We start from the raw sequence: 19,336 nt of genomic DNA on the forward strand, positions 1-19,336 counted from the left end.
GCCGGGTGGAAGTTCGTCTCTTCCACAGGTTCCAGTCCGGCCGTGTGGGGGCGAGCGATCCCCGTGCCGCCGTACAGTTCCAAAAACCGGCGCCCCGAGGCGGTTTCCGTCTCACTATTTTACCTTACCAGAGGCGAAACCCGCCTCGGGGCCCGCTCCTGTTGTGACAACCGCGATGCAGGCGGCGCTTCCGCACGCCCGGTGTTGACAAATTTGCCCCCAGAGCGTTGCTCGCGGACATGATTGGAGTGCCCGCCATGCAGGACTATGTCCGCCGTATCCTGACCTCGTCGGTCTATGAAGTCGCCGAGGAAACCCCGCTGGAGCCGATGACCCTGCTCTCGGCCCGGCTGGGCGCCGATGTGCTGCTCAAGCGCGAGGACATGCAGCCGGTGTTCTCGTTCAAGATTCGCGGTGCGCATAACCGGATTGCCCAGCTCAGTGCCCCGGAACGGGCGCGCGGGGTGATCTGCGCCTCGGCCGGCAACCATGCCCAGGGCGTGGCGCTGTCGGCCAACCGGCTGGGCATTCGCGCCATTGTGGTGATGCCAACCACGACGCCGGAAATCAAGATCAATGCGGTGCGCAAGCGCGGCGGCGAAGTGGTACTGTTCGGCGACGGCTTTGACGCGGCGCGTGGCCATGCCGCGCATCTGGCGGAAAAGCACGGCTATGTCGTGGTGCACCCGTTTGACGATCCCGATGTGATCGCCGGGCAAGGCACGATCGGCATGGAATTGCTGCGCCAGCATCCGGGACCGATCGGGGCGATCTATGTGCCGATCGGCGGCGGCGGGCTGGCGGCCGGCATTGCCGCCTTCGTCAAGTTCCTGCGCCCCGAAATCCGCATTATCGGGGTCGAGCCGGAAGAGGCGGCCAGCATGCAGGCGGCCATCGCGGCGGGCCACCCGGTGGCGCTCGACCAGGTGGGGCTGTTTGCCGATGGCGTGGCCGTGCGGCAGGTTGGCGAGGAGACCTTCCGGATCTGTCGCGAACTGCTCGACGATATCGTCACCGTGACGGCCGATGAAATCTGCGCGGCGATCAAGGATATTTTTGACGACCACCGCGCCATTGCCGAACCCGCGGGGGCGCTGGCGCTGGCCGGATTGCGCCGTCAGGTCGAGCAGGGCGCGGCCCCCCAAGGGGCGCTGATCGCCATCAATTCGGGCGCCAATGTCAATTTTGACCGGCTGCGCTATGTCGCCGAGCGGGCCGAGATCGGCGAGCGCGCCGAGGCGCTGCTGGCTGTGGAGATCCCTGAGCATCCCGGCAGCTACCGCAGCTTCATGCGCCTGCTCGGACCGCGCTCGATCACCGAATTCAACTACCGCTTTGCCCATGGCGCCAGCGCCAAGATCTTTGTCGGGGTCAAGCTGACCGGGGGCGATGCCGAAAAGCACGAGATCATCGCGCTGCTGCGCGGCAACAGGCTGGGCGTCATCGACATGACCGACAACGAAGTGGCCAAGCTGCATGTGCGCTACATGGTGGGCGGGCGTGTCGCCGATCTCAAGGACGAGGTGGTCTATCGCTTCCAGTTCCCCGAGCGGCCCGGCGCCTTGCTGAAGTTCCTCGAGGGGCTCAATGACGCCTGGAACATTTCGCTGTTCCACTATCGCAATCACGGTGCCGATTATGGACGGGTGCTGGTGGGCGTGCAGGTGCCGGTCGAGACCCATGCCGATTTCATCGCCCATATCGATGCGGTCGGCTTCCCCTATTGGGAGGAGACCAACAACCCGGCCTATCGGCAGTTCCTGTAAGAATACAATGGCTGTCGTTAGGGTGATATAAAGGAGCACTAGCGTCCAAGGCCCTGATTTTGGCTGATTTATATTGCAATCGGACGGCCCCGACGCCATCTACTCACCACCACGCCACCCAATTGACTGATCATCCCTGCCCCCCGATCAACCAACACGAACGAGCCGGAGACGCTGATGTGGACCAACAGAACACCAATCCTGATGCTGCTGAGCAGCGTTGCGACCGCCGCCCTGATGAGCCAGGCCAGCGCGCTTGAAGCCCAGGCCTTCGTTGATCGCGTCGCAACCGTCTGGAAGACGCAGGGTTACGATCTGCAGTTCGGGCCGGCCACGCTGGATGGCGATACCATCACCGTCGATGGCGTGACCGTCACCATCATCGACCCTGTCGAGGTATCGACTGACCCCATGGTCCTTGACACCGAAATCACCTTTTCCGGCGTCTCGGAAGGCGCTGACGGCAGCTATACCGCCCAGACCATCACCATCCCCGACATCGACAGCGATTTTAGCGCCGATCCGGTCGGCCACATAACGCTGAGCGACATTCGCCTGAACGGCTTCTACTTGCCAGGCGGTGACACCGTTTCGGCTATCGAGAGCATGCAGTGGCTGGAGTCGGCCTCGACCGGTCCGCTGTCCATCACCCGTGATGGCGAAGAGGTCATTGCCGTTGAGTCGATGGAAACCGTCACCACCTTCAATCCGAGCCAGAACAGCGCTGAACTCATCGGCCTGGACTCGAGCTTCGCCATCAACGGAATCACTGTCGACCTGTCCACCGTCAGCGAAGAGGACCCCGAAGCCGGCGCGATTATCGACGCCCTCGGCCTGACCTCGATTGCTGGCAACATCAGCAGCGACATGACCTGGACAATGGCTGACGGCCAGGCCACCATCAACCAGTTCCTGTTCGACTTCGCCGATATTGGCGCGCTGGACCTTCGGGCCGACGTGACGGGTCTCACGCCGGCGGTGCTCGACCAGATCATGGCCATGCAGACCGATATGGCCGCCGATGGCGAGATGACCGACGAAATGGCTCAAGCGCAGATGATGAGCGGCATGGCCATCATGCAGGGCGTGTCCATTGTCGGCGCTTCGGTGCGCTATGACGATGCGTCGCTGGCCGGCAAGCTGCTGGACTTCTTTGCCGCCCAGTCCGGTGCCGATCGCGCCAGGTTCGTGGCGGGCCTGAAGTCGACGCTGCCGATGATGGTTGGCCAATCGGGCATTCCGGCCCTCAAGGACATCGTGGTGCCGCCGGTTGAAGCCTTCCTCGACAATCCGGAAAGCCTCGAAATCCGGATCGCGCCGCCATCGCCGACCTCGGTTCTGGTGGTGATGGCCGCCGCCGCCAATCCCGCTGGCCTGATCAAGGCGCTGGGACTGGTGATCGAAGCCAATACACCAGCCCAATAGGCTGATCCGGGAGCGGCCCTCACGGGCCGCTCCCGATCCTCCTGGGTGAAAAATTGAGAAAGTTCAGGCATAGTGGGCGATATGAATGATTTGACGCCACCAAGCCGCAGCCTCAGCCACGTCACCGACTGGGTGTTTGACCTCGACAACACGCTGTATCCGCGCAGCTGCAATCTGTTTGCGCAGATTGATATCAACATCACCCATTATGTGATGGCGCTGACCGAGCTCGAGTTCGACGCGGCGCGGACGCTGCAAAAGAGCTATTATCGCGACTTCGGCACCACGCTGAACGGCCTGATGAGCCAGCACAAGGTCGACCCGGACCATTTTCTCGATACGGTTCATGCCATCGACTATTCGCCGGTGGCGCCGCATCCCGATCTGGTCGAGGTGATTACCGCCCTGCCCGGGCGAAAGTTCATTCTGACCAATGGCGATACCGGCCATGCCCGCGCCGTGCTGGCGCGGCTGGGCGGGGCCGAGCTGTTCGAGCATGTGCACGATATCCGCGCCATGACCTTTGTGCCCAAGCCGCACCGCGCGGCCTATGAGGGATTTTTTGCCCTGCATGGCATCGATCCGACCAGGGCGGTGATGTTCGACGATCTGGAAAAGAACCTGGTCGTGCCGCACGAGGTTGGCATGGCCACCGTGCAGGTCGTGGCCGGTGAAGACTTCGCCCATGAGCAGGTGGAAGCCTGGGAGCTGAGCCGCAGCGCGGGCGCGCATGTCCATCATTTGACCGACGATCTGACCCGGTTCCTGCGCGAGCGGCCCTAGTCACATATTGTTCAGATGCAGCAGATTGCCGTCGGGATCCTTGAACCACGCGCCTTTGAAGTCGCCGGCCACATGGATATCCCCGCGCCGCTCCATCATGTCATAATGCTCGAAGGTCACATTTTTGGCCCGGAGGGCGGCGACAATATCGTCAAACTGGGTGCCCACGCCCCAGACCACGGCATTGGCCTGATTGGTGCCTGCGAAATCGGAGAGGTAAACCACCAGCGCGGTCGTCCCGGTTCGCAAGGTCAGCACTGAACCGTCGTCCTCGAGCAGGTCGAGGCCGAGCGTGGCAGTGTAGAAATCCCTGGCGCGATCGATATCATGGACGGCAACAATGGCAGATGAATCGATGTCCTTGAGCATGATGCCCTCCCGATGGGCTGATGAGAGACAAGGTTAGGCCCGCCGCCGCCGGTCGTCCAGCGCGCGCTTTACAGGGCAATGGGCAGATCGCAAGGACCCCATCATCCATCGTCATACACCGATGAAGAAACACCTACTGCAACAACAGGAAAAACCCCATGGAATATCGTCGTTTGGGAAAGTCTGGCCTGAAGGTCAGCGAAGTCTCACTGGGGAGTTGGGTCACCTTCTCCAAGCAGGTCGACCACGCCGAAGCCATGGCGCTGATGAGCCTGGCCTATGATGAGGGCATCAATTTCTTCGACAATGCCGAAGGCTATGAGGCCGGCGAGTCCGAAACCCTGATGGGCGCAGCGCTGAAGGATCTCGGCTGGAGCCGGGACAGCTTTGTGGTGTCTTCCAAGGTGTTCTGGGGTGGCAGCAAGCCGACGCAGAAAGGCCTGAGCCGCAAGCATGTCACCGAGGCCTGCCACGCGGCGCTCAAGCGGCTGCAGGTGGATTATCTGGATCTGTACTTCTGCCACCGACCCGACATCGACACACCCATTGAGGAGACGGTGTGGGCGATGCACAATCTGGTGACCCAGGGCAAGATTCTCTATTGGGGCACCTCGGAATGGAACGCCCAGCAGTTGACCGAGGCCTGGGCCGTGGCCAGGGACCTCAAGATCACCGCGCCGGTGATGGAGCAGCCACAATACAATCTGTTCACCCGCGAAAAGGTCGAGAACGACTATCTGCCGCTCTATGATCTGATGGGCCTGGGCACCACCATCTGGTCGCCGCTGGCCTCGGGCGCACTGACCGGCAAGTACAATGACGGCATCCCCGAGGACAGCCGCTTCAACCTGCCAGGCTATGAGTGGCTCAAGGAGGCCTGGACCAGCGAAGCCGGCCAGGCGAAGCTGGAAAAGGTCAAGCTGCTGGCCGGGCTGGCCAAGGATATCGGCCTGCCCATTCACCATCTGGCGCTGCTGTGGTGCCTGAACAACCCCCATGTCTCGACGGTGATTCTGGGTGCGTCCAGGAAATCCCAGCTGGCCGACAACCTTTCGGCGCTGGATTCCAAGGCCAGGCTGACACCCGATGTGATCGAGAAAATTGAAGCCATCATGGGCAACAAGCCGGCCGAACGGCAGCGCTTCTAGCCCCGGCCCATTGGCCTTCCCGGCCCGGTCGGGAAGGTCTGCCGCTATGGCGCCGGGCGCCATGCAATTGTATTCCCCGCCACCTGGCGCCGGGCTAGGATCATCGCATGACCGACCTTCCCGGGCGCCGCCCGCCGCCCCTTGCCAGCAAGACCCCGAGTTTTCGCGAGCGCGTCGACAATCTGCGCCATCTCGGCCGGTTGCTGGCGCAGATCTGGCGCACCAGCAAGTCACTGACCGCGGCCAGTTTCGGGTTGCGGCTGGTGGCCTCGCTGCAGCCGATTGCCCTGCTTTATGTCGGCAAGCTGATCATCGACGAAGTGGTGCGGCTGACCGGCAGTACCCCGCCGGGCCCCGATTTTGCCGATTGGTGGAGCAGTGGCGCGCTGACGCCCGTCATCGTCCTGCTGCTGGTCGAACTGGCGCTGGTGCTGGCGTCCGATCTATTGACGCGCATTACCGGGCTGGTGGATTCGATCCTGTCGGAGCTGCACTCCAATACCGTCAGCGTCGAGTTGATGGCCCATGCCGCCACGCTCGATCTGGTGCATTTTGAATCGGCTGAATATCAGGACAAGCTGGAGCGCGCGCGGCGGCAGGCCGCAGGACGCAATGCGCTGCTGAGCCAGATGTTCGGACAGGCGCAGGACATCATCACCGTGGCGACGCTGGCGGCGGGCCTGTTCGTCTATGCGCCCTGGCTGATCCTGCTGCTGCCGCTGAGCTTTGTGCCTGCGGTGTGGGGCGAGGCAAGGTTCAACACGCTGGCCTATATGATGAGCCGCTGGCGCACGCCGGAACGGCGCGAGCTGGAATATATCCGCCATGTCGGGGCCAGTGCCGAGACGGCCAAGGAAATCAAGCTGTTCGGCCTGGGCGGCTTTCTGATCGAGCGGTTCAAGACGCTGGCGCAGCGGATCTTTGCCGATAATCGCCGCATCGCGATGCAGCGCTCGTTCTGGGGGGCGCTGTTCTCGGCAATCTCGACGCTGACCTATTATGGCGCCTATGGCTTTATTGTCTGGCGCACCATTGTGGGGGATTTTTCCATCGGTGACCTGGCGTTTCTGTCAGGCTCGTTTCTGCGGCTCAATGGATTGTTCCAGAAGCTGCTGCTCGGCTTCACCCAGATTGCGGGGCAGTCAATGTATCTCGACGACCTGTTCTCGTTCTTCGAGATCGAGCCCGGCATCGTGTCGCCGGCGACGCCCAAGCCGTTCCCAGACCCGATCGCCAGCGGCATCGTGTTTGAGGATGTCGGCTTTCGCTATCCCGATACCAGGACCTGGGCGCTGCGCCATCTCAGCTTCACGCTGCAGGCCGGCGAAACGCTGGCCCTGGTGGGGGAAAACGGGGCGGGCAAGACCACCATCGTCAAGCTGCTGACCCGGCTCTACGATCCCGATGAAGGCCGCATCACCGTGGACGGCATCGATCTGCGGGATTTTGCCGTCAGCGATATCCACGCCCATATCGGGGTGATCTTTCAGGATTTCATCCGCTACAGCCTCAGCGCCCGCGACAATATCGGGGTGGGGCGCATTGAGGCGCAGCAGGATATGGAGCGGATTGCCAGCGCGGCCGAGCGGAGCCTGGCCGATGCGGTGATCGCCAAGCTGCCGCAGGGCTATGACCAGCAATTGGGGCGCCTGTTCAACAAGGGGCGCGATCTGAGCGGCGGCGAGTGGCAGAAGGTGGCGATTGCCCGCGCCTATATGCGCGATGCCGGGCTGATCATTCTGGACGAGCCCACCGCAGCCCTTGACGCCAAGGCGGAGGCCGAAGTGTTCTCGCGCTTCAAGAGCCTGGCGGCCGGCAAGACTGCGGTGATCATCTCGCACCGCTTTTCGACCGTACGCATGGCCGATCGCATTCTGGTGCTGGAGAATGGCGCCATTCTCGAAGCGGGCACCCATGCCGAGCTGCTGGCGCTGCGGGGCCACTATGCCGAGCTGTTCGAGCTGCAGGCGGCGGGCTACCGCTAGTGCGGCCGCACCAGCACCCGCCCGTTGATCTGGCCGGCCAGGATCTGCTCGGCCGCTGCGGGCAGCTCTTCCAGCCCGATCTCGCGCACCAGCTTGCCATAGGCGGCAATGTCGAAGGTTTTGGCGATGCGCTGCCAGGCGGCGATACGGGTGGCATAGGGCTGCATCACGCTGTCGATGCCGATCAGGGTGACCCCGCGCAGGATGAAGGGCAGCACATTGGTGTTGAGCTCGATGCCACCTGCATTGCCCAGGCTGGCGACGGCGCCGCCATAGTTGATCTGCTTGAGCAGCTTGCCCAGCACCTTGCCGCCGACGCTGTCGATGGCCGCCGCCCAGCGGGCCGATTCCAGCACCTTGTCGGGCTGGGCGAGGAACTCGTTTCGGTCGACAATGCTGGCCGCGCCCAGGGCCTTGAGCGCCTCACCATGTTGCGGGCGGCCCGACAGCGCCGCCACGCTATAGCCCAGCCGGGCCAGCAGCGCGGTGGCAATCGAGCCAACGCCGCCGGCCGCCCCGGTGACCAGCACCACGCCGGACTGGGGGCTGATGCCCGCCGCTTCCAGCCGGTTGATCGAGAGCATGGCGGTCAGTCCGGCCGTGCCCACCACCATGGCGTCGCGGGTGCTGAGCCCCTGGGGCAGCGGCACCAGCCAATCGGCATTGACCCGGGCGCGTTCGGCATAGCCGCCCCATTGCACTTCACCGACGCGCCAGCCGGTCAGCACCACTTCCTGCCCTTCTGCATAGCGATCATCGGCGCTGTGGCGCACCGTGCCGGCAAAATCGATGCCGGCGACATGGGGATAATTGCGCACCAGACCACCGCCCCCGGTCAGGCAGAGCCCGTCCTTGTAGTTGAGGCCCGCCCAATCGATATCGACGGTCACATTGCCGGCAGGCAGGCTGGCCTCGTCAATCTCGGCGACAGTGGAAGTGACCTTCCCCCCGGCATCCCGATCGGTGAGCAGTGCGCGAAATCCCATGGGACGATCCTTCGTGATAATCGGTGTTGGTGAGCAGTCTGCCCTGTCAGCGGTGATTTTCCAATCCGCGTCTGGACCGTCTGTTCAGGCTCAAATTGCGGTCAACTTGCATAATCGGCCAGTTGTGCCTATATTGAGCGCATACGTTTCAGCGCATCATAGCTGTCCAACAGCCGGATTACCGGCCTATTGGCTTTCCTGATTTTTGCGAGCGTGTTGTACCGACCAGCATGGTGCTGGGCGGTCGCGATGCCATTGGCTGCCTTTTGTGCGCCCGCATCGCGCTATTCGAGCACGGCCAGCGTTTCGCGGCCCCACAAATAAACTGGTTTCGGCACAGTGCCGGAACAAATGAGAGAAAATGACACAGTTTGATTTCCAGGCGCCTGCCGCGCTTTACCTTGGCAGCGACTGGCACGCGGCGGCGGCCCAAGGGCCCCGCACCTTTCGTACCGCAGCCCAGGCCCTCCGCTTCGCACTTGAAGAGGCGGCCCCGGTCAGTCTCAAAGGCGCCAGCCTTGAGTTGAACGGCAAGCGCCATAGCAATGACCGGATGATCTGGCTCTACAGGAGCGCTGATTATCCGCTGCCGCGCAAGAAGCTGCACCAACCCAGCCGGGCCCGCTCGCGGGCTCTTGCCATTAAGGAGCCGACATGACGTTCAATTATGATGCCGCCGCCGAGTTGTTCCCAAGCCGCCGGGTGGCCAAGTCGCAGCAGACCCAGTATCGCCGCTTTGCCAAGGCATCTGAAGCCATCCGCTTCGTCATGGAAGAGCTGCCCGAAGCGGGCCTCGGCGGCACGATATTGGAAGTCCGCAGCGGCCGTTTTGACGGCATGGCCATCAAGGCACTTTATGAGGCCGAAGCCTATCCATTGCCGCGTCAGGAAGTTGCCGCCTAGGCAAAGCTGACCGCGCTGATAGCAAAAATCAGAACAGGCGGACGCTCTTTCGAGTGTCCGCCTGTTTCATTGTGATCATGGCGCGCTTTTCTAGGCGGCCTTGACGATCTCGACCAGTTCGACGTCGAAAATCAGATCCTGCCCGGCAAGGGGGTGGTTGGCGTCAACCTTGACGATCGCATCGTCCAGTTCCACGACCCGGATCGGCAGCATGCTGCCGTCGGCGGTTCTGGCCTGCAACTGGGTGCCCACTTCTATGTCGATGCCGGCTGGCACCTTGGTGCGCTCCAGAGTCTGGACCGCTTCGGCACGGTGGGGACCATAAGCCTGATCGCAGGGGATGGTCACGGTTGACTTGTCGCCCGGAGCCATGCCGGCGACATGGGCCTCCAGGCCCGCGATTACCTGGCCTTCGCCAAGGGTAAACTGCAGGGGTTCACGGCCTTCCGAGGAATCGAAACTGGTGCCGTCGGTGAGACGACCCGCATAATTGATGCGGACAATGTCTCCGGTTTTTGCTTCGGTCATGGCTGCTCTCCTATGAAAATACGGGCCCAAAAAGGGCCCCCGTTGGATCAGCCGCACGCCCGATTACGCACGACGCTTGGCCAATATGTAGGCAAACCAAGGCAAAATTTAAACCGCCACCGGCAAAAAACTGTTGACGGGCAGCCCCCTCGCACGCCGCTTGGCGGGCAGATCGGCCCGTGAACGGCGGCCGAAACCCGACCCGGGATAAGGTCGCAAGATCGGTCTTTACATATAATAGTACTTTATGTAGCGTCATCTTATCGCCGCAGGTGAACACACCGCCGCGACCACTTATTGGGAGGACATCGTGAACATCATCACCAAGCTTGCCATCGCGGCAAGCCTCGCTACCGCTTTGACGTCTGTCAGCCTGGCCCAGGACCTGCAGGGCAAGGTTATCGGCTTCAGCCAGATCGGCTCGGAATCGGGCTGGCGCGCCGCCGAGACTTCAGTCACCAAGCAGCAGGCCGCAGACCGCGGCATCGACCTCAAATTCGCCGATGCGCAACAGAAGCAGGAAAACCAGATCAAGGCCATTCGCGGCTTCATCGCGCAGGGTGTGGACGCCATCATGGTTGCGCCCGTCGTCGCCACGGGCTGGGACGATGTGCTGACCGAAGCCAAGGAAGCCGAAATTCCGGTGATCCTGCTCGACCGAGGCGTCGATGCGCCGGAAGATCTGTACCTGACCTCGGTAGCCTCCGATCAGGTCAAGGAAGGCCGGGTTGCCGGCGAATGGCTGGTTGCCGAAATCGGCGATGCCGACTGCAAGGTCGTCGAACTGCAGGGCACGGTCGGCTCCACCCCCGCCATCAACCGCAAGCAGGGCTTTGAAGAAGCCATTGCCGGGCACGACAACATCACCATTGCCCGCAGCCAGACCGGCGACTTCACCCGCTCCAAGGGCAAGGAAGTGATGGAAGGCTTCATCAAGGCCGAGAATGGCGGCGCCGATATCTGCGCGGTCTATGCCCATAATGACGATATGGCCGTTGGCGCCATCCAGGCCATCAAGGATGCCGGTCTCAAGCCCGGCACCGACATCAAGGTGGTGTCCATCGACGCCGTGCCGGACATCTTTGCCGCCATGGCGGCCGGCGAGGCCAATGCCACCGTTGAGCTGACGCCCAACATGGCCGGCCCGGCTTTCGACGCGCTCTCGGCCTATCTGGCTGATGGCACGGCGCCTGAGAAGTTCATCATCACCGAGTCCAAGCTCTATACACCTGCTGACAACCCGCAGGGCGAGTATGACACCCGCAAGGGCCTGGGCTACTAAGTAGAGAGATAGGCGACCAACTGCTGGTCGCATGCCCCGATCTGCCTCCCTCCCCCTTGTGGGGAGGGAGTGAGGGTGGGGGTTTCGGGCTGTCAGCAAACTCTCAGGTCTTTGGGCGCGTGGTGCCGCAGGTACCCCCGCCCTTGATCTCGCCCTACAAGGGGCGGCAGATGACTGAGAACTCGGTAGCCAGAAACGGGGGAGAGCGGCCATGACCGAAAGCCAGTACGTGCTCGAAGCGCGCGGCATCATCAAGATATTCGGCGGCCATATCGCGCTCGATGCCATCGATTTCGGCCTGCGCGCCGGCGAGGTGCATGCCCTGCTGGGCGAGAACGGGGCCGGCAAATCCACCCTGATCAAGATCTTGACCGGCGCCTACCAGCCAGATGGCGGGGCCGTGCTGGTGGATGGGGAGCCGGTTACCCTCGACAATCCCCTGCATGCCCAGACCCATGGCATCGGCACCGTGTATCAGGAGGTCAATCTGCTGCCCAATCGGTCGGTGGCGGAAAACCTCTATCTGGGCCACCAGCCCACCCGCTTTGGCCTGGTGGATCATCGTCAGATGGAAGCCGATGCGCGGGTGCTGCTGACCCGGTATGGACTGACTCTGGATCCGGGCAGCGAACTGGGCAGCCATTCGGTGGCCGTGCAACAGATCGTGGCCATTGCCCGCGCGGTGGCGCTGTCGGGCAAGGTGCTGATCCTGGACGAGCCAACGGCAAGTCTGGATCGCAACGAGGTCGAGCGCCTGTTCGAGGTGATTGGCGAGCTCAAGCGGAGCGGCCTGGCCATCATTTTCATCACCCATTTCCTCGACCAGGTATTTGCCATTGCCGATCGGGTAACCGTGCTGCGCAATGGCCAGTTGGTGGAAACCCAGATGCTCGACGCGCTCAGCCGCACCGATGTGGTGCGGTTGATGCTGGGCAAGGACATTGCGTTCAACGGTTCCACCGATCTGGAGCCGGAATCGGCGCACCGCGAGGTGTTGCTAGAATTCAGCGGCTATGGCCGCAAGGGCACGGTGAGCCCGTTCGACCTGACCATTCACAAGGGCGAAGTGATCGGGGTCGCGGGCCTGCTGGGTTCGGGGCGGACGGAACTGGCCCGGATCATGTTCGGCGCTGATCCGGCTGACCAAGGCACGCTGCGCATTGAAGGCGCGAGCGAGGCCATTCGCCATACCACCGACGCCATCGGCCATCGCTTCGGCTTCTGTCCCGAGGATCGCAAGGCCGAGGGCATTTTCGGCGATCTGTCGGTGCGCGAGAACATTGTCATCGCGCTGCAGGGCAAGCTGGGCTGGTTCCGCGCCCTCAACCGCGATGAGCAGTTGGAGATCGCCGGCAAGTTCAGCGAGTCCATGGATATCCGCGCCGCTTCGCTCGACATGCCGATCAAGCTGCTGTCGGGCGGCAATCAACAGAAGGCCATTCTGTCGCGCTGGCTGGCCACGGACCCGGCCTTCCTCATTCTGGACGAACCCACCCGGGGCATTGATGTGGGGGCGCATGCCGAAATCGTGCGCACCATCAACCGCCTGCGCGACGATGGCATGGCCATGCTGGTGATCTCCTCGGAACTCGACGAGGTCGTCGCCTACAGTTCCCGCATCGTGGTGATGCGCGACCGCGAAATGGTGGCCGAACTGCACGGCAAGAACATCAATCCCGGCATTATCGTGCAGGCCATTGCCAACCATCCCGACGAGGCTGTGTCATGAGACGCGTACCTTTCGAACGCCTCGCCAATCCGCAATTGCTGGCCCTGACCGGGGTGCTGTTGCTGAACTGGCTGCTGTTCCCCAATTTCTTCAACGTCACCTGGCAGGATGGACGTTTCTTCGGCAGCATTATTGACGTGCTCAATCGCGGCGCTCCGGTGGCCATTCTGGCCGTCGGCATGACCGGGGTGATTGCCACCAAGGGGGTCGACCTGTCGGTCGGCGCCATCATGGCGGTATGCGGCGCCGTCGCCGCAACCATGGTGGTAGCCGGCTACCCGGCGCCGATTGCGGTGGGGGCAGCGCTACTGGCCGGTCTGGCCTGCGGGCTGTGGAACGGCTTTCTGGTGGCTGTACTCGATATCCAGCCCATCGTGGCGACGCTGGTGCTGATGGTGGCCGGGCGCGGCATTGCCCAGTTGATCACCGAGGGCTCGATTGTCACCTTCAATGACCCGGTGCTGATCTTTATCGGCACCGGCTCATTCCTGGGCTTTCCCATGGCGGCCGTCATCGCCGTGGCGCTGATGGTTTCGGTGACCCTATTGGTGCGCCGCAGCGCCATTGGGCTGTTCGTGCAGGCGATCGGGGTCAACCGCGCCGCCGCCGCGCTGGCGGGCATTCGCAGCCGCATGCTGCTTATGCTGGTTTATGGTCTGTCCGGGCTTTGCGCCGCCATAGCCGGCATTGTGGTGGCCGCCGACATTCGCGGCGCCGACGCCAACAATTCCGGGCTTTGGCTGGAACTCGATGCCATTCTGGCCGTGGTCATCGGCGGCACCTCGCTGCTGGGCGGACGCTTCTCCATTCCGATGGCCGTGGTCGGCGCACTGATCATCCAGGCCATGAATACCGGCATTCTGGTGTCAGGCTTCCCGCCGGAATTCAATCTGGTGGTCAAGGCCGGGATGATCATCCTGATCCTGCTTATCCAGTCGCCCTATGCCGCCTTGCCGTTCAGGCGGCGTCTCGTAACCACCAGCAAGGCGACCGCCAAATGAAACGCAGCCTGCGTCCGCTTGCCGCCACAGCGGTCATCTTCTTCATTGCCTATGCGCTCAGCGTGCTGCAATTCCCCAATATGCTGTCGACGCGGGTGCTGGGCAATTTCCTCACCGACAATGCGTTTCTGGGCATTACCGCGGTGGGCATGACCTTCGTCATCATCTCGGGCGGCATCGATCTGTCGGTGGGCGCGGTCATTGGCTTCACCGGAGTGCTGATTGCGGTCCTCGTCAGCTGGCTGGGCTTTCACCCGCTGGCGGCCTTTGCCATCGCGCTGGGGGTGGCCGGCCTGTTCGGCGCGGCCATGGGCGTTACCATCCACTATCTGCAGGTGCCGTCGTTCATCGTGACGCTGGCGGGTATGTTCCTGGCGCGCGGCGGCGCCTCAATCATCACCCAGGATTCAGTGCCGATCCGGCACGAATTCTACGACACGCTGGGTGATCTGATGATCCGCCTGCCCGGCGGTGGCCGGATGAGCTTCATCGGCATGCTGATGATCGTGGTGTTCCTCGGCGGCGCCCTGCTGGCCCACCGCACCAAATTCGGCTCCTATGTCTATGCCCTGGGCGGCAATCCGGTGTCGGCTTCGCTGATGGGCGTGCCGGTGGCGCAGACGACGGTGCAGATCTATATGCTGTCGAGCATGCTGGCGGCCCTGGCGGGGATCGTGTTCTCGCTCTACACCTCCGCGGGATATCCGCTGGCGGCCGTGGGTGTGGAACTTGACGCGATCAGCGCGGTGGTTATCGGTGGCACACTGCTCACCGGCGGCTATGGATTTGTGCTGGGCACATTCGTTGGCGTGATGCTATTGGGGCTGGTTCAGACCTACATCATCTTTGATGGCACGCTGTCGAGTTGGTGGACCAAGATCGTCATTGGTGTGCTGCTCTTCATGTTCATCGTGCTGCAGCGCGTCATATTTGCGGCCTCCGCTCCGGCAGAGAAATCGCCCGAGAAAGCATAGCATGATCGAAGCAGGCAGCCTCATTCGCTCGTTATCCGGGCGACCTGCTGCACGGAATTTCCATACCTTCGTGATCAATGAGATCGGCCTGGGGATCGTCACGGGCCGATTTCCGATCGGCTCGATCCTGGCCAATGACGCGGAGATGATGGAAACCTACGGGGTCTCGCGCACGGTGCTGCGCGAGGCGCTCAAGACGCTTGAGGCCAAGGGCATGGTGGAGGCGCGGCCAAAGGTCGGCACGCGCGTCACGCCTTCCAGTCGCTGGAGCTTTTTTGATCCGCAGGTGCTCTCATGGCACTTCTACGCCAAGCCCGACCAGCGCTTTTTCGAAAGCCTGTTCGATGTCCGTGGCGCGCTGGAGGCCCGCGCGATCGCGCTGGCCAGCGCCCGCCGCACTGCCGAGCATGTTCGCCTGATGAAATACTGGCTGCACCAGATGGACATTGCCCAGGGCAATCTGGAGGCGCACGGTCTGTCGGCGCTGGAAATCCACCGCGTCATCGCCGACAGTTCAGGCAATGCCCTGCTCCGCTCGGTAACGGGGATTGTCGAACTCACCCTGGCACTGGCGCTGAAGTCGCTTGATGCCGGCACCGGCGCCGCATATTGCCGGGATTCGTTGGCGGCCCATGGCGATCTGGTCAGTGCTGTGGAAGCGGGCACTGCCAGCGCAGCGGCGCTGGCTGGCAGCGCAGTGATCGAACTCGACAACAATCGCGCCAAACTGCTGCTGTGAACGCCGGCCGGCGGCCGGGATCAGATCAGCGGTGGCCAGACAAAATTGGCGCCGGTGCTCACTGCACCGACGCCAAACAGGTTCTGTCTATTGGCGAACCAGTATGCGCGCGCCCCTCAACGCTGCTGGTTCATGCGCCGCGCATGGATGGTGCGCGGCGGCTGTGGGTGATGCTTAGAGGGCCGCTGCTTCGTAGATCGCCTCGAACCGCTCGCCGACCTTCTTGGGCACTTTGACTTCCTTGACGTCGTCGAGATTTTCCAGTTCGTCACCGACGAAAACCATGGCGACCATGCCCATGGCGAAGTGCGGCGTGCACTTGATGCCGTAGGCGCCGGCAACGTCGAAGGTGACGCTAAAGGTCTCGTTGATCTTGCTCTTGAACGGCTCGGCACCCTCAGGGATCATGCCCTTGATGGTTTCGGCATTGTGGCCCTTGTCGGTGGGCACAAAGGTCACCGTATCACCGGGCTGGATCTGGACGAAGGCCGGCTCGAACACCATCGATCCGGCTTCCCCCTTGTTGAGCATGTGCACTTCGAAGTCTGCTGCCAGGGCTGGGGCAGTGACCATGCCGCTCAGCAGGGCGACAGCAAGCAGGGTTTTGAGGGTGTTACGCATCTTGGGGGGCTCCTTGAACAATCGGGCCATGTTGGTCCCGTTGACCGCGCTTCTAGACCGGAACAGGTGGCTTTTCTTTGACGCATGTCAAATATCCACTCAATTCCTCGTGAGAAAGAAAGCGAAAGAAACTTGTTTTGGATCAAAGATAGACGGGCCTACCCGATCTATTGAGATGTTGCGCCGGCAAAAAAGGCCGTACGCCGAATGTAGGATAATAAAATGACAAGCAATATTGGGATTTCGCGCCGCAATCTACTTGTTGGCGCCACCGCAATTGGTGCAGCCGTACAGATTGCAACAGTCTTACCTGCCGCAGCTGAAGCAGCTTCTGCAATTTCGGTTGATCCTGCAACGCTGGAGCGCGTCAAGGTAGAGCTGGTCAAGCCACCCTTCGTGCATGCCCATGAGCAGGTTGCGACGGGCGGCCCCAAGATCGTCGAATTCACCATGACGATCGAAGAGAAGGTCCATGAAGTCGACGATGAGGGCACCACCATCTGGGCGATGACCTTCGACGGCTCGGTTCCCGGTCCACTGATGGTGGTGCATGAGGGCGATTATGTCGAACTGACACTGATCAACCCCGACACCAATCTGATGGCGCACAATATCGACTTCCATTCCGCCACTGGCGCTTTGGGCGGTGCCCAGCTGACCGACGTCAACCCCGGTGAAAAGGCCGTGCTGCGCTTCAAGGCCACCAAGTCAGGCGCGTTCGTCTATCATTGTGCCCCTGAAGGCATGGTACCGTGGCACGTCACCGCGGGCATGAATGGCGCCATTCTGGTGCTGCCGCGCGAGGGTCTCAATGATGGCAAGGGCAATCCCCTGAGCTATGACCGCGTCTACTATGTGGGCGAGCAGGACTTCTATGTGCCCAAGGATGCCGACGGCAACTACATGACCTATGACAGCATCGGCGACGGCTATGCCGACACCCTTGATGTCATGCGCACACTCAAGCCCAGCCATGTCGTGTTCAACGGCAAGGTCGGTGCGCTGACTGGCGACAATGCCATGACCGCTGCAGTTGGCGAGACCGTGCTGGTCGTCCATTCCCAGGCCAATCGCGACACACGTCCGCACCTTATCGGCGGGCATGGCGACTATGTCTGGCCCGGTGGCAAGTTTGGCAATGCCCCCGATGTGGGTATGGAAACCTGGTTTGTTGCGGGCGGCGCGGCCGGCGTGGCGCTCTACACCTTCCTGCAGCCCGGCGTTTACGCCTACGTCAATCACAATCTGATCGAAGCTTTCGAGCTGGGTGCCGCGGGCCACTTCAAGGTGACCGGTGACTGGAATGACGACCTGATGACCAGCGTCATGCCTCCCAGCCCGATCTGATATTCCCAAGCATGGGTGCGGCGCCGCTGGGGTGCCGCACCGCTCCTGCATGGAACGCAACAATGCACGCCCTGCCCCGCTTCCTCACCACCCCTGTCAATTCGATTGCGCTGCCGGGTCTCCTTTTGCTCACGGGTCTGGCACTGGTCGGCATTCAGCTCGATTTGCCGGCGCTGCTCAACCCCGCCGCGACACTGTCCGGCCCGGCAACCGTGACCATCGCACCGGCTGATTTCACCTATCGCCTGGATGGCAGTGTGCTGCGCGATGGCCGGGAGGTCGATGCGCCCCTGGTGCAGGCGCGGCTGGCCGAGCCGCTCACCATCATGCAGTTTCAGGTGAGTCAGGCCGACTATGCCCGCTGCGTGGCCGAGGGCACCTGCGCGGTGGCGCAGAATTCAGGCAATGGCGACATTCCCGTGACCGGTGTCAATTATGATGATGCGACACGCTATGCGGCATGGCTGTCCCAGCACACCGGGCAGAGCTGGACCTTGCCCACCAGCGAGGAATGGAATTTTGCCGCTGGCGAAAAAGTGACTGACACCGCCACCAGCGTCGTCGACGACGACGCCAACCCCGCCCTGCGCTGGCTGGCTGATTATGAAGCAGAGGCCGCACGCAAGACTGCGGGGGGACGGTTCCCCCAGCCCCTGGGCAGCTTTGGCACTAATGCGCACGGCCTGGCTGACATTGCGGGCAATGTGTGGGAGTGGACGCAGACCTGCCACCGCCGGGTGCGGGTGGACACTGCAGGCACCATTCTGAGCCAGACCCAGGCCTGCTCGATCCGTTTGCTGGAAGGCCAGCACCGGGCCCCGATGAGTGTGTTTGTCCGCGACGCCAAGAGCGGTGGCTGCTCGGTTGGCGTGCCACCTGCCAATCTCGGCTTCCGGCTGGTGCGCCGCCCCAGCTGGACCGACCGTCTGCTGGCGCCCTTCCACAGCTGAATTCAAGGTACCCTGACAGCCGCTATTCGTGGTAGGCACAGCCTACAACACGATGAGGCAGTGATTTTGGCTGGAATTGACCCGAGTCTGGTGCGCGCCTTGCCCCTGTTCAGCAAGCTCAGTGCTGCTGAGCTCGATATGCTGCTGGAACAGGCCACGCTGCGTCGATTTGCCGTCGGCGAAGCTGTGTTCGAGCAGGGCGCCGCGGCAACGCAGTTTTTCCTGCTCTTGCATGGACGGCTCAAGGTCACCCAGGTCACCGCCGATGGTCAGCAGATCATCGTCAGAATGGTGCACCCGGGCGACATTTTCGGTTTTGCCAAGGCCCTGCAACGCGATGATTATCCCGGCACGCCGACGGCGTCAGCCGAAAGCGTCGTGATTTGCTGGCCGACCCAGGTATGGGACCTGTTTATCGAAAAGAACCCCCATCTGGCGGTCAACGCCATGCAGACCATCGGTCAACGCCTGCAGGAGGCCCATACCCGCATTCGCGAGATGGCTACCGAGGAGGTTGAACGCCGCGTGGCCCACGCCGTGCTCCGGTTGATCATCCAGGCGGGCAAGACCGAGAGCGCCGGCATCCGCATCGATTTCCCGATTTCGCGGCAGGACATCGCCGAAATGACCGGCACCACCTTGCACACGGTGTCGCGCATCCTGAGTGCCTGGGAGGCCAAGGGACTGGTCAAGGGCGGTCGGCAGAAGCTGCTGGTACGCGATGCCACAGCCTTGCGTGAGCTGGCCGAGGGCGATTAGCCGATACTGCTTGCGCCAACGCAACGATACTGCTGGCCCGA

19 protein-coding genes are annotated in these 19,336 nt (G+C 62.3%); 15 read left to right on the forward strand and 4 right to left on the reverse strand.

Annotated features, from left to right (window positions below; genetic code table 11):
* The first annotated feature begins 257 nt into the window (after nucleotides 1-257).
* The 3 genes from ilvA (at nucleotide 258) to Q8O80_RS09815 (ending at nucleotide 3,974) form a co-directional block, all read left to right on the forward strand.
* Nucleotides 258-1,766, forward strand: coding sequence for a threonine ammonia-lyase, biosynthetic (gene ilvA / locus Q8O80_RS09805; RefSeq protein ID WP_305579283.1), 1,509 nt, complete (start codon nucleotides 258-260; stop codon nucleotides 1,764-1,766).
* Nucleotides 1,767-1,943: 177 nt separating this feature from the next.
* Nucleotides 1,944-3,191: a hypothetical protein gene (locus Q8O80_RS09810; protein ID WP_305579284.1), complete on the forward strand. Its 1,248-nt coding sequence runs from the start codon at nucleotides 1,944-1,946 to the stop codon at nucleotides 3,189-3,191.
* 81 nt (nucleotides 3,192-3,272) lie between these two features.
* Nucleotides 3,273-3,974: a pyrimidine 5'-nucleotidase gene (locus tag Q8O80_RS09815; RefSeq protein WP_305579285.1), complete on the forward strand. Its 702-nt coding sequence runs from the start codon at nucleotides 3,273-3,275 to the stop codon at nucleotides 3,972-3,974.
* Here the strand turns inward: Q8O80_RS09815 and Q8O80_RS09820 are convergent, their stop codons facing one another.
* Nucleotides 3,975-4,343 carry a VOC family protein gene (locus tag Q8O80_RS09820; RefSeq protein ID WP_305579286.1) on the reverse strand — a complete coding sequence of 123 codons (369 nt, stop codon included), beginning with the start codon at nucleotides 4,341-4,343 and terminating at the stop codon, nucleotides 3,975-3,977.
* A gap of 158 nt (nucleotides 4,344-4,501) precedes the next feature.
* Here Q8O80_RS09820 and Q8O80_RS09825 point away from each other — a divergent pair, with 158 nt between their 5' ends.
* Both Q8O80_RS09825 and Q8O80_RS09830 read left to right on the forward strand, forming a co-directional pair.
* Nucleotides 4,502-5,491: an aldo/keto reductase gene (locus Q8O80_RS09825; protein WP_305579287.1), complete on the forward strand. Its 990-nt coding sequence runs from the start codon at nucleotides 4,502-4,504 to the stop codon at nucleotides 5,489-5,491.
* Between the two features lie 107 nt (nucleotides 5,492-5,598).
* Entirely contained in the window at nucleotides 5,599-7,476 is a 1,878-nt protein-coding gene (locus Q8O80_RS09830; RefSeq protein WP_305579288.1) for an ABC transporter ATP-binding protein, read from the forward strand.
* Here the strand turns inward: Q8O80_RS09830 and Q8O80_RS09835 are convergent.
* Entirely contained in the window at nucleotides 7,473-8,462 is a 990-nt protein-coding gene (locus Q8O80_RS09835) for an acryloyl-CoA reductase (RefSeq protein WP_305579289.1), read from the reverse strand. The genes Q8O80_RS09830 and Q8O80_RS09835 overlap by 4 nt on opposite strands.
* A 361-nt stretch (nucleotides 8,463-8,823) precedes the next feature.
* Between Q8O80_RS09835 and Q8O80_RS09840 the strand changes: the two genes are divergently transcribed.
* Together Q8O80_RS09840 and Q8O80_RS09845 are read left to right on the forward strand one after the other, a co-directional pair.
* Entirely contained in the window at nucleotides 8,824-9,120 is a 297-nt protein-coding gene (locus Q8O80_RS09840) for a hypothetical protein (protein ID WP_305579290.1), read from the forward strand.
* Nucleotides 9,117-9,365 (forward strand): hypothetical protein, encoded by a 249-nt coding sequence (locus Q8O80_RS09845; protein ID WP_305579291.1) that lies wholly within the window; start codon nucleotides 9,117-9,119, stop codon nucleotides 9,363-9,365. The genes Q8O80_RS09840 and Q8O80_RS09845 overlap by 4 nt, the downstream gene beginning before the upstream one ends.
* A gap of 90 nt (nucleotides 9,366-9,455) precedes the next feature.
* On the opposite strand, the gene Q8O80_RS09850 is transcribed toward Q8O80_RS09845, so the two are convergent.
* Complete coding sequence (locus tag Q8O80_RS09850; protein WP_305579292.1) at nucleotides 9,456-9,893, reverse strand: peptidylprolyl isomerase; 438 nt, start codon at nucleotides 9,891-9,893, stop codon at nucleotides 9,456-9,458.
* Nucleotides 9,894-10,203: 310 nt separating this feature from the next.
* On the opposite strand from Q8O80_RS09850, the gene ytfQ reads away from it, so the two are divergent.
* From ytfQ to Q8O80_RS09875, 5 genes are all read left to right on the forward strand, one after another.
* On the forward strand, nucleotides 10,204-11,175 hold the full coding sequence (ytfQ, locus tag Q8O80_RS09855) for a galactofuranose ABC transporter, galactofuranose-binding protein YtfQ (RefSeq protein WP_305579293.1): 972 nt from the start codon (nucleotides 10,204-10,206) through the stop codon (nucleotides 11,173-11,175).
* 211 nt (nucleotides 11,176-11,386) lie between these two features.
* Complete coding sequence (locus Q8O80_RS09860) at nucleotides 11,387-12,904, forward strand: sugar ABC transporter ATP-binding protein (RefSeq protein WP_305579294.1); 1,518 nt, start codon at nucleotides 11,387-11,389, stop codon at nucleotides 12,902-12,904.
* Nucleotides 12,901-13,905, forward strand: coding sequence for an ABC transporter permease (locus Q8O80_RS09865; protein WP_305579295.1), 1,005 nt, complete (start codon nucleotides 12,901-12,903; stop codon nucleotides 13,903-13,905). The genes Q8O80_RS09860 and Q8O80_RS09865 overlap by 4 nt, the downstream gene beginning before the upstream one ends.
* Nucleotides 13,902-14,879 (forward strand): galactofuranose ABC transporter, permease protein YjfF, encoded by a 978-nt coding sequence (gene yjfF, locus Q8O80_RS09870; protein ID WP_305579296.1) that lies wholly within the window; start codon nucleotides 13,902-13,904, stop codon nucleotides 14,877-14,879. Before Q8O80_RS09865 ends, yjfF begins: the two co-directional genes overlap by 4 nt.
* 1 nt (nucleotide 14,880) lies before the next feature.
* Nucleotides 14,881-15,618 (forward strand): FadR/GntR family transcriptional regulator, encoded by a 738-nt coding sequence (locus tag Q8O80_RS09875; RefSeq protein ID WP_305579297.1) that lies wholly within the window; start codon nucleotides 14,881-14,883, stop codon nucleotides 15,616-15,618.
* 174 nt (nucleotides 15,619-15,792) lie between these two features.
* On the opposite strand, the gene Q8O80_RS09880 is transcribed toward Q8O80_RS09875, so the two are convergent.
* Nucleotides 15,793-16,239, reverse strand: a complete 447-nt coding sequence (locus Q8O80_RS09880; protein ID WP_305579298.1) for a pseudoazurin — start codon at nucleotides 16,237-16,239, stop codon at nucleotides 15,793-15,795.
* 222 nt (nucleotides 16,240-16,461) lie between these two features.
* On the opposite strand from Q8O80_RS09880, the gene nirK reads away from it, so the two are divergent.
* From nirK to Q8O80_RS09895, 3 genes are all read left to right on the forward strand, one after another.
* Entirely contained in the window at nucleotides 16,462-17,586 is a 1,125-nt protein-coding gene (nirK, locus tag Q8O80_RS09885) for a copper-containing nitrite reductase (RefSeq protein ID WP_305579299.1), read from the forward strand.
* Nucleotides 17,587-17,648: 62 nt separating this feature from the next.
* Complete coding sequence (locus tag Q8O80_RS09890; RefSeq protein WP_305579300.1) at nucleotides 17,649-18,536, forward strand: SUMF1/EgtB/PvdO family nonheme iron enzyme; 888 nt, start codon at nucleotides 17,649-17,651, stop codon at nucleotides 18,534-18,536.
* A gap of 66 nt (nucleotides 18,537-18,602) precedes the next feature.
* Nucleotides 18,603-19,295 carry a Crp/Fnr family transcriptional regulator gene (locus Q8O80_RS09895; protein WP_305579301.1) on the forward strand — a complete coding sequence of 231 codons (693 nt, stop codon included), beginning with the start codon at nucleotides 18,603-18,605 and terminating at the stop codon, nucleotides 19,293-19,295.
* The last annotated feature ends 41 nt before the right edge of the window (nucleotides 19,296-19,336 follow it).

The sequence above is a fragment of the Devosia sp. genome, from assembly GCF_030689745.1.
In the GTDB taxonomy this organism is placed as follows: domain Bacteria; phylum Pseudomonadota; class Alphaproteobacteria; order Rhizobiales; family Devosiaceae; genus Devosia; species Devosia alba.

What these genes read in the sequence shown, in the direction of transcription:
- Q8O80_RS09815 (WP_305579285.1), top strand. Translation starts at nt 3,273, where the DNA reads ATGAATGATTTGACGCCACCAAGCCGCAGCCTCAGCCACGTCACCGAC.
- Q8O80_RS09810 (WP_305579284.1), top strand. Translation starts at nt 1,944, where the DNA reads ATGTGGACCAACAGAACACCAATCCTGATGCTGCTGAGCAGCGTTGCG.
- nirK (WP_305579299.1), top strand. Translation starts at nt 16,462, where the DNA reads ATGACAAGCAATATTGGGATTTCGCGCCGCAATCTACTTGTTGGCGCC.
- Q8O80_RS09875 (WP_305579297.1), top strand. Translation starts at nt 14,881, where the DNA reads ATGATCGAAGCAGGCAGCCTCATTCGCTCGTTATCCGGGCGACCTGCT.
- Q8O80_RS09840 (WP_305579290.1), top strand. Translation starts at nt 8,824, where the DNA reads ATGACACAGTTTGATTTCCAGGCGCCTGCCGCGCTTTACCTTGGCAGC.
- Q8O80_RS09850 (WP_305579292.1), bottom strand. Translation starts at nt 9,893, where the DNA reads ATGACCGAAGCAAAAACCGGAGACATTGTCCGCATCAATTATGCGGGT.
- Q8O80_RS09825 (WP_305579287.1), top strand. Translation starts at nt 4,502, where the DNA reads ATGGAATATCGTCGTTTGGGAAAGTCTGGCCTGAAGGTCAGCGAAGTC.
- Q8O80_RS09890 (WP_305579300.1), top strand. Translation starts at nt 17,649, where the DNA reads ATGCACGCCCTGCCCCGCTTCCTCACCACCCCTGTCAATTCGATTGCG.
- Q8O80_RS09820 (WP_305579286.1), bottom strand. Translation starts at nt 4,343, where the DNA reads ATGCTCAAGGACATCGATTCATCTGCCATTGTTGCCGTCCATGATATC.
- Q8O80_RS09845 (WP_305579291.1), top strand. Translation starts at nt 9,117, where the DNA reads ATGACGTTCAATTATGATGCCGCCGCCGAGTTGTTCCCAAGCCGCCGG.
- Q8O80_RS09830 (WP_305579288.1), top strand. Translation starts at nt 5,599, where the DNA reads ATGACCGACCTTCCCGGGCGCCGCCCGCCGCCCCTTGCCAGCAAGACC.
- Q8O80_RS09860 (WP_305579294.1), top strand. Translation starts at nt 11,387, where the DNA reads ATGACCGAAAGCCAGTACGTGCTCGAAGCGCGCGGCATCATCAAGATA.
- yjfF (WP_305579296.1), top strand. Translation starts at nt 13,902, where the DNA reads ATGAAACGCAGCCTGCGTCCGCTTGCCGCCACAGCGGTCATCTTCTTC.
- Q8O80_RS09865 (WP_305579295.1), top strand. Translation starts at nt 12,901, where the DNA reads ATGAGACGCGTACCTTTCGAACGCCTCGCCAATCCGCAATTGCTGGCC.
- ilvA (WP_305579283.1), top strand. Translation starts at nt 258, where the DNA reads ATGCAGGACTATGTCCGCCGTATCCTGACCTCGTCGGTCTATGAAGTC.
- Q8O80_RS09880 (WP_305579298.1), bottom strand. Translation starts at nt 16,239, where the DNA reads ATGCGTAACACCCTCAAAACCCTGCTTGCTGTCGCCCTGCTGAGCGGC.
- Q8O80_RS09835 (WP_305579289.1), bottom strand. Translation starts at nt 8,462, where the DNA reads ATGGGATTTCGCGCACTGCTCACCGATCGGGATGCCGGGGGGAAGGTC.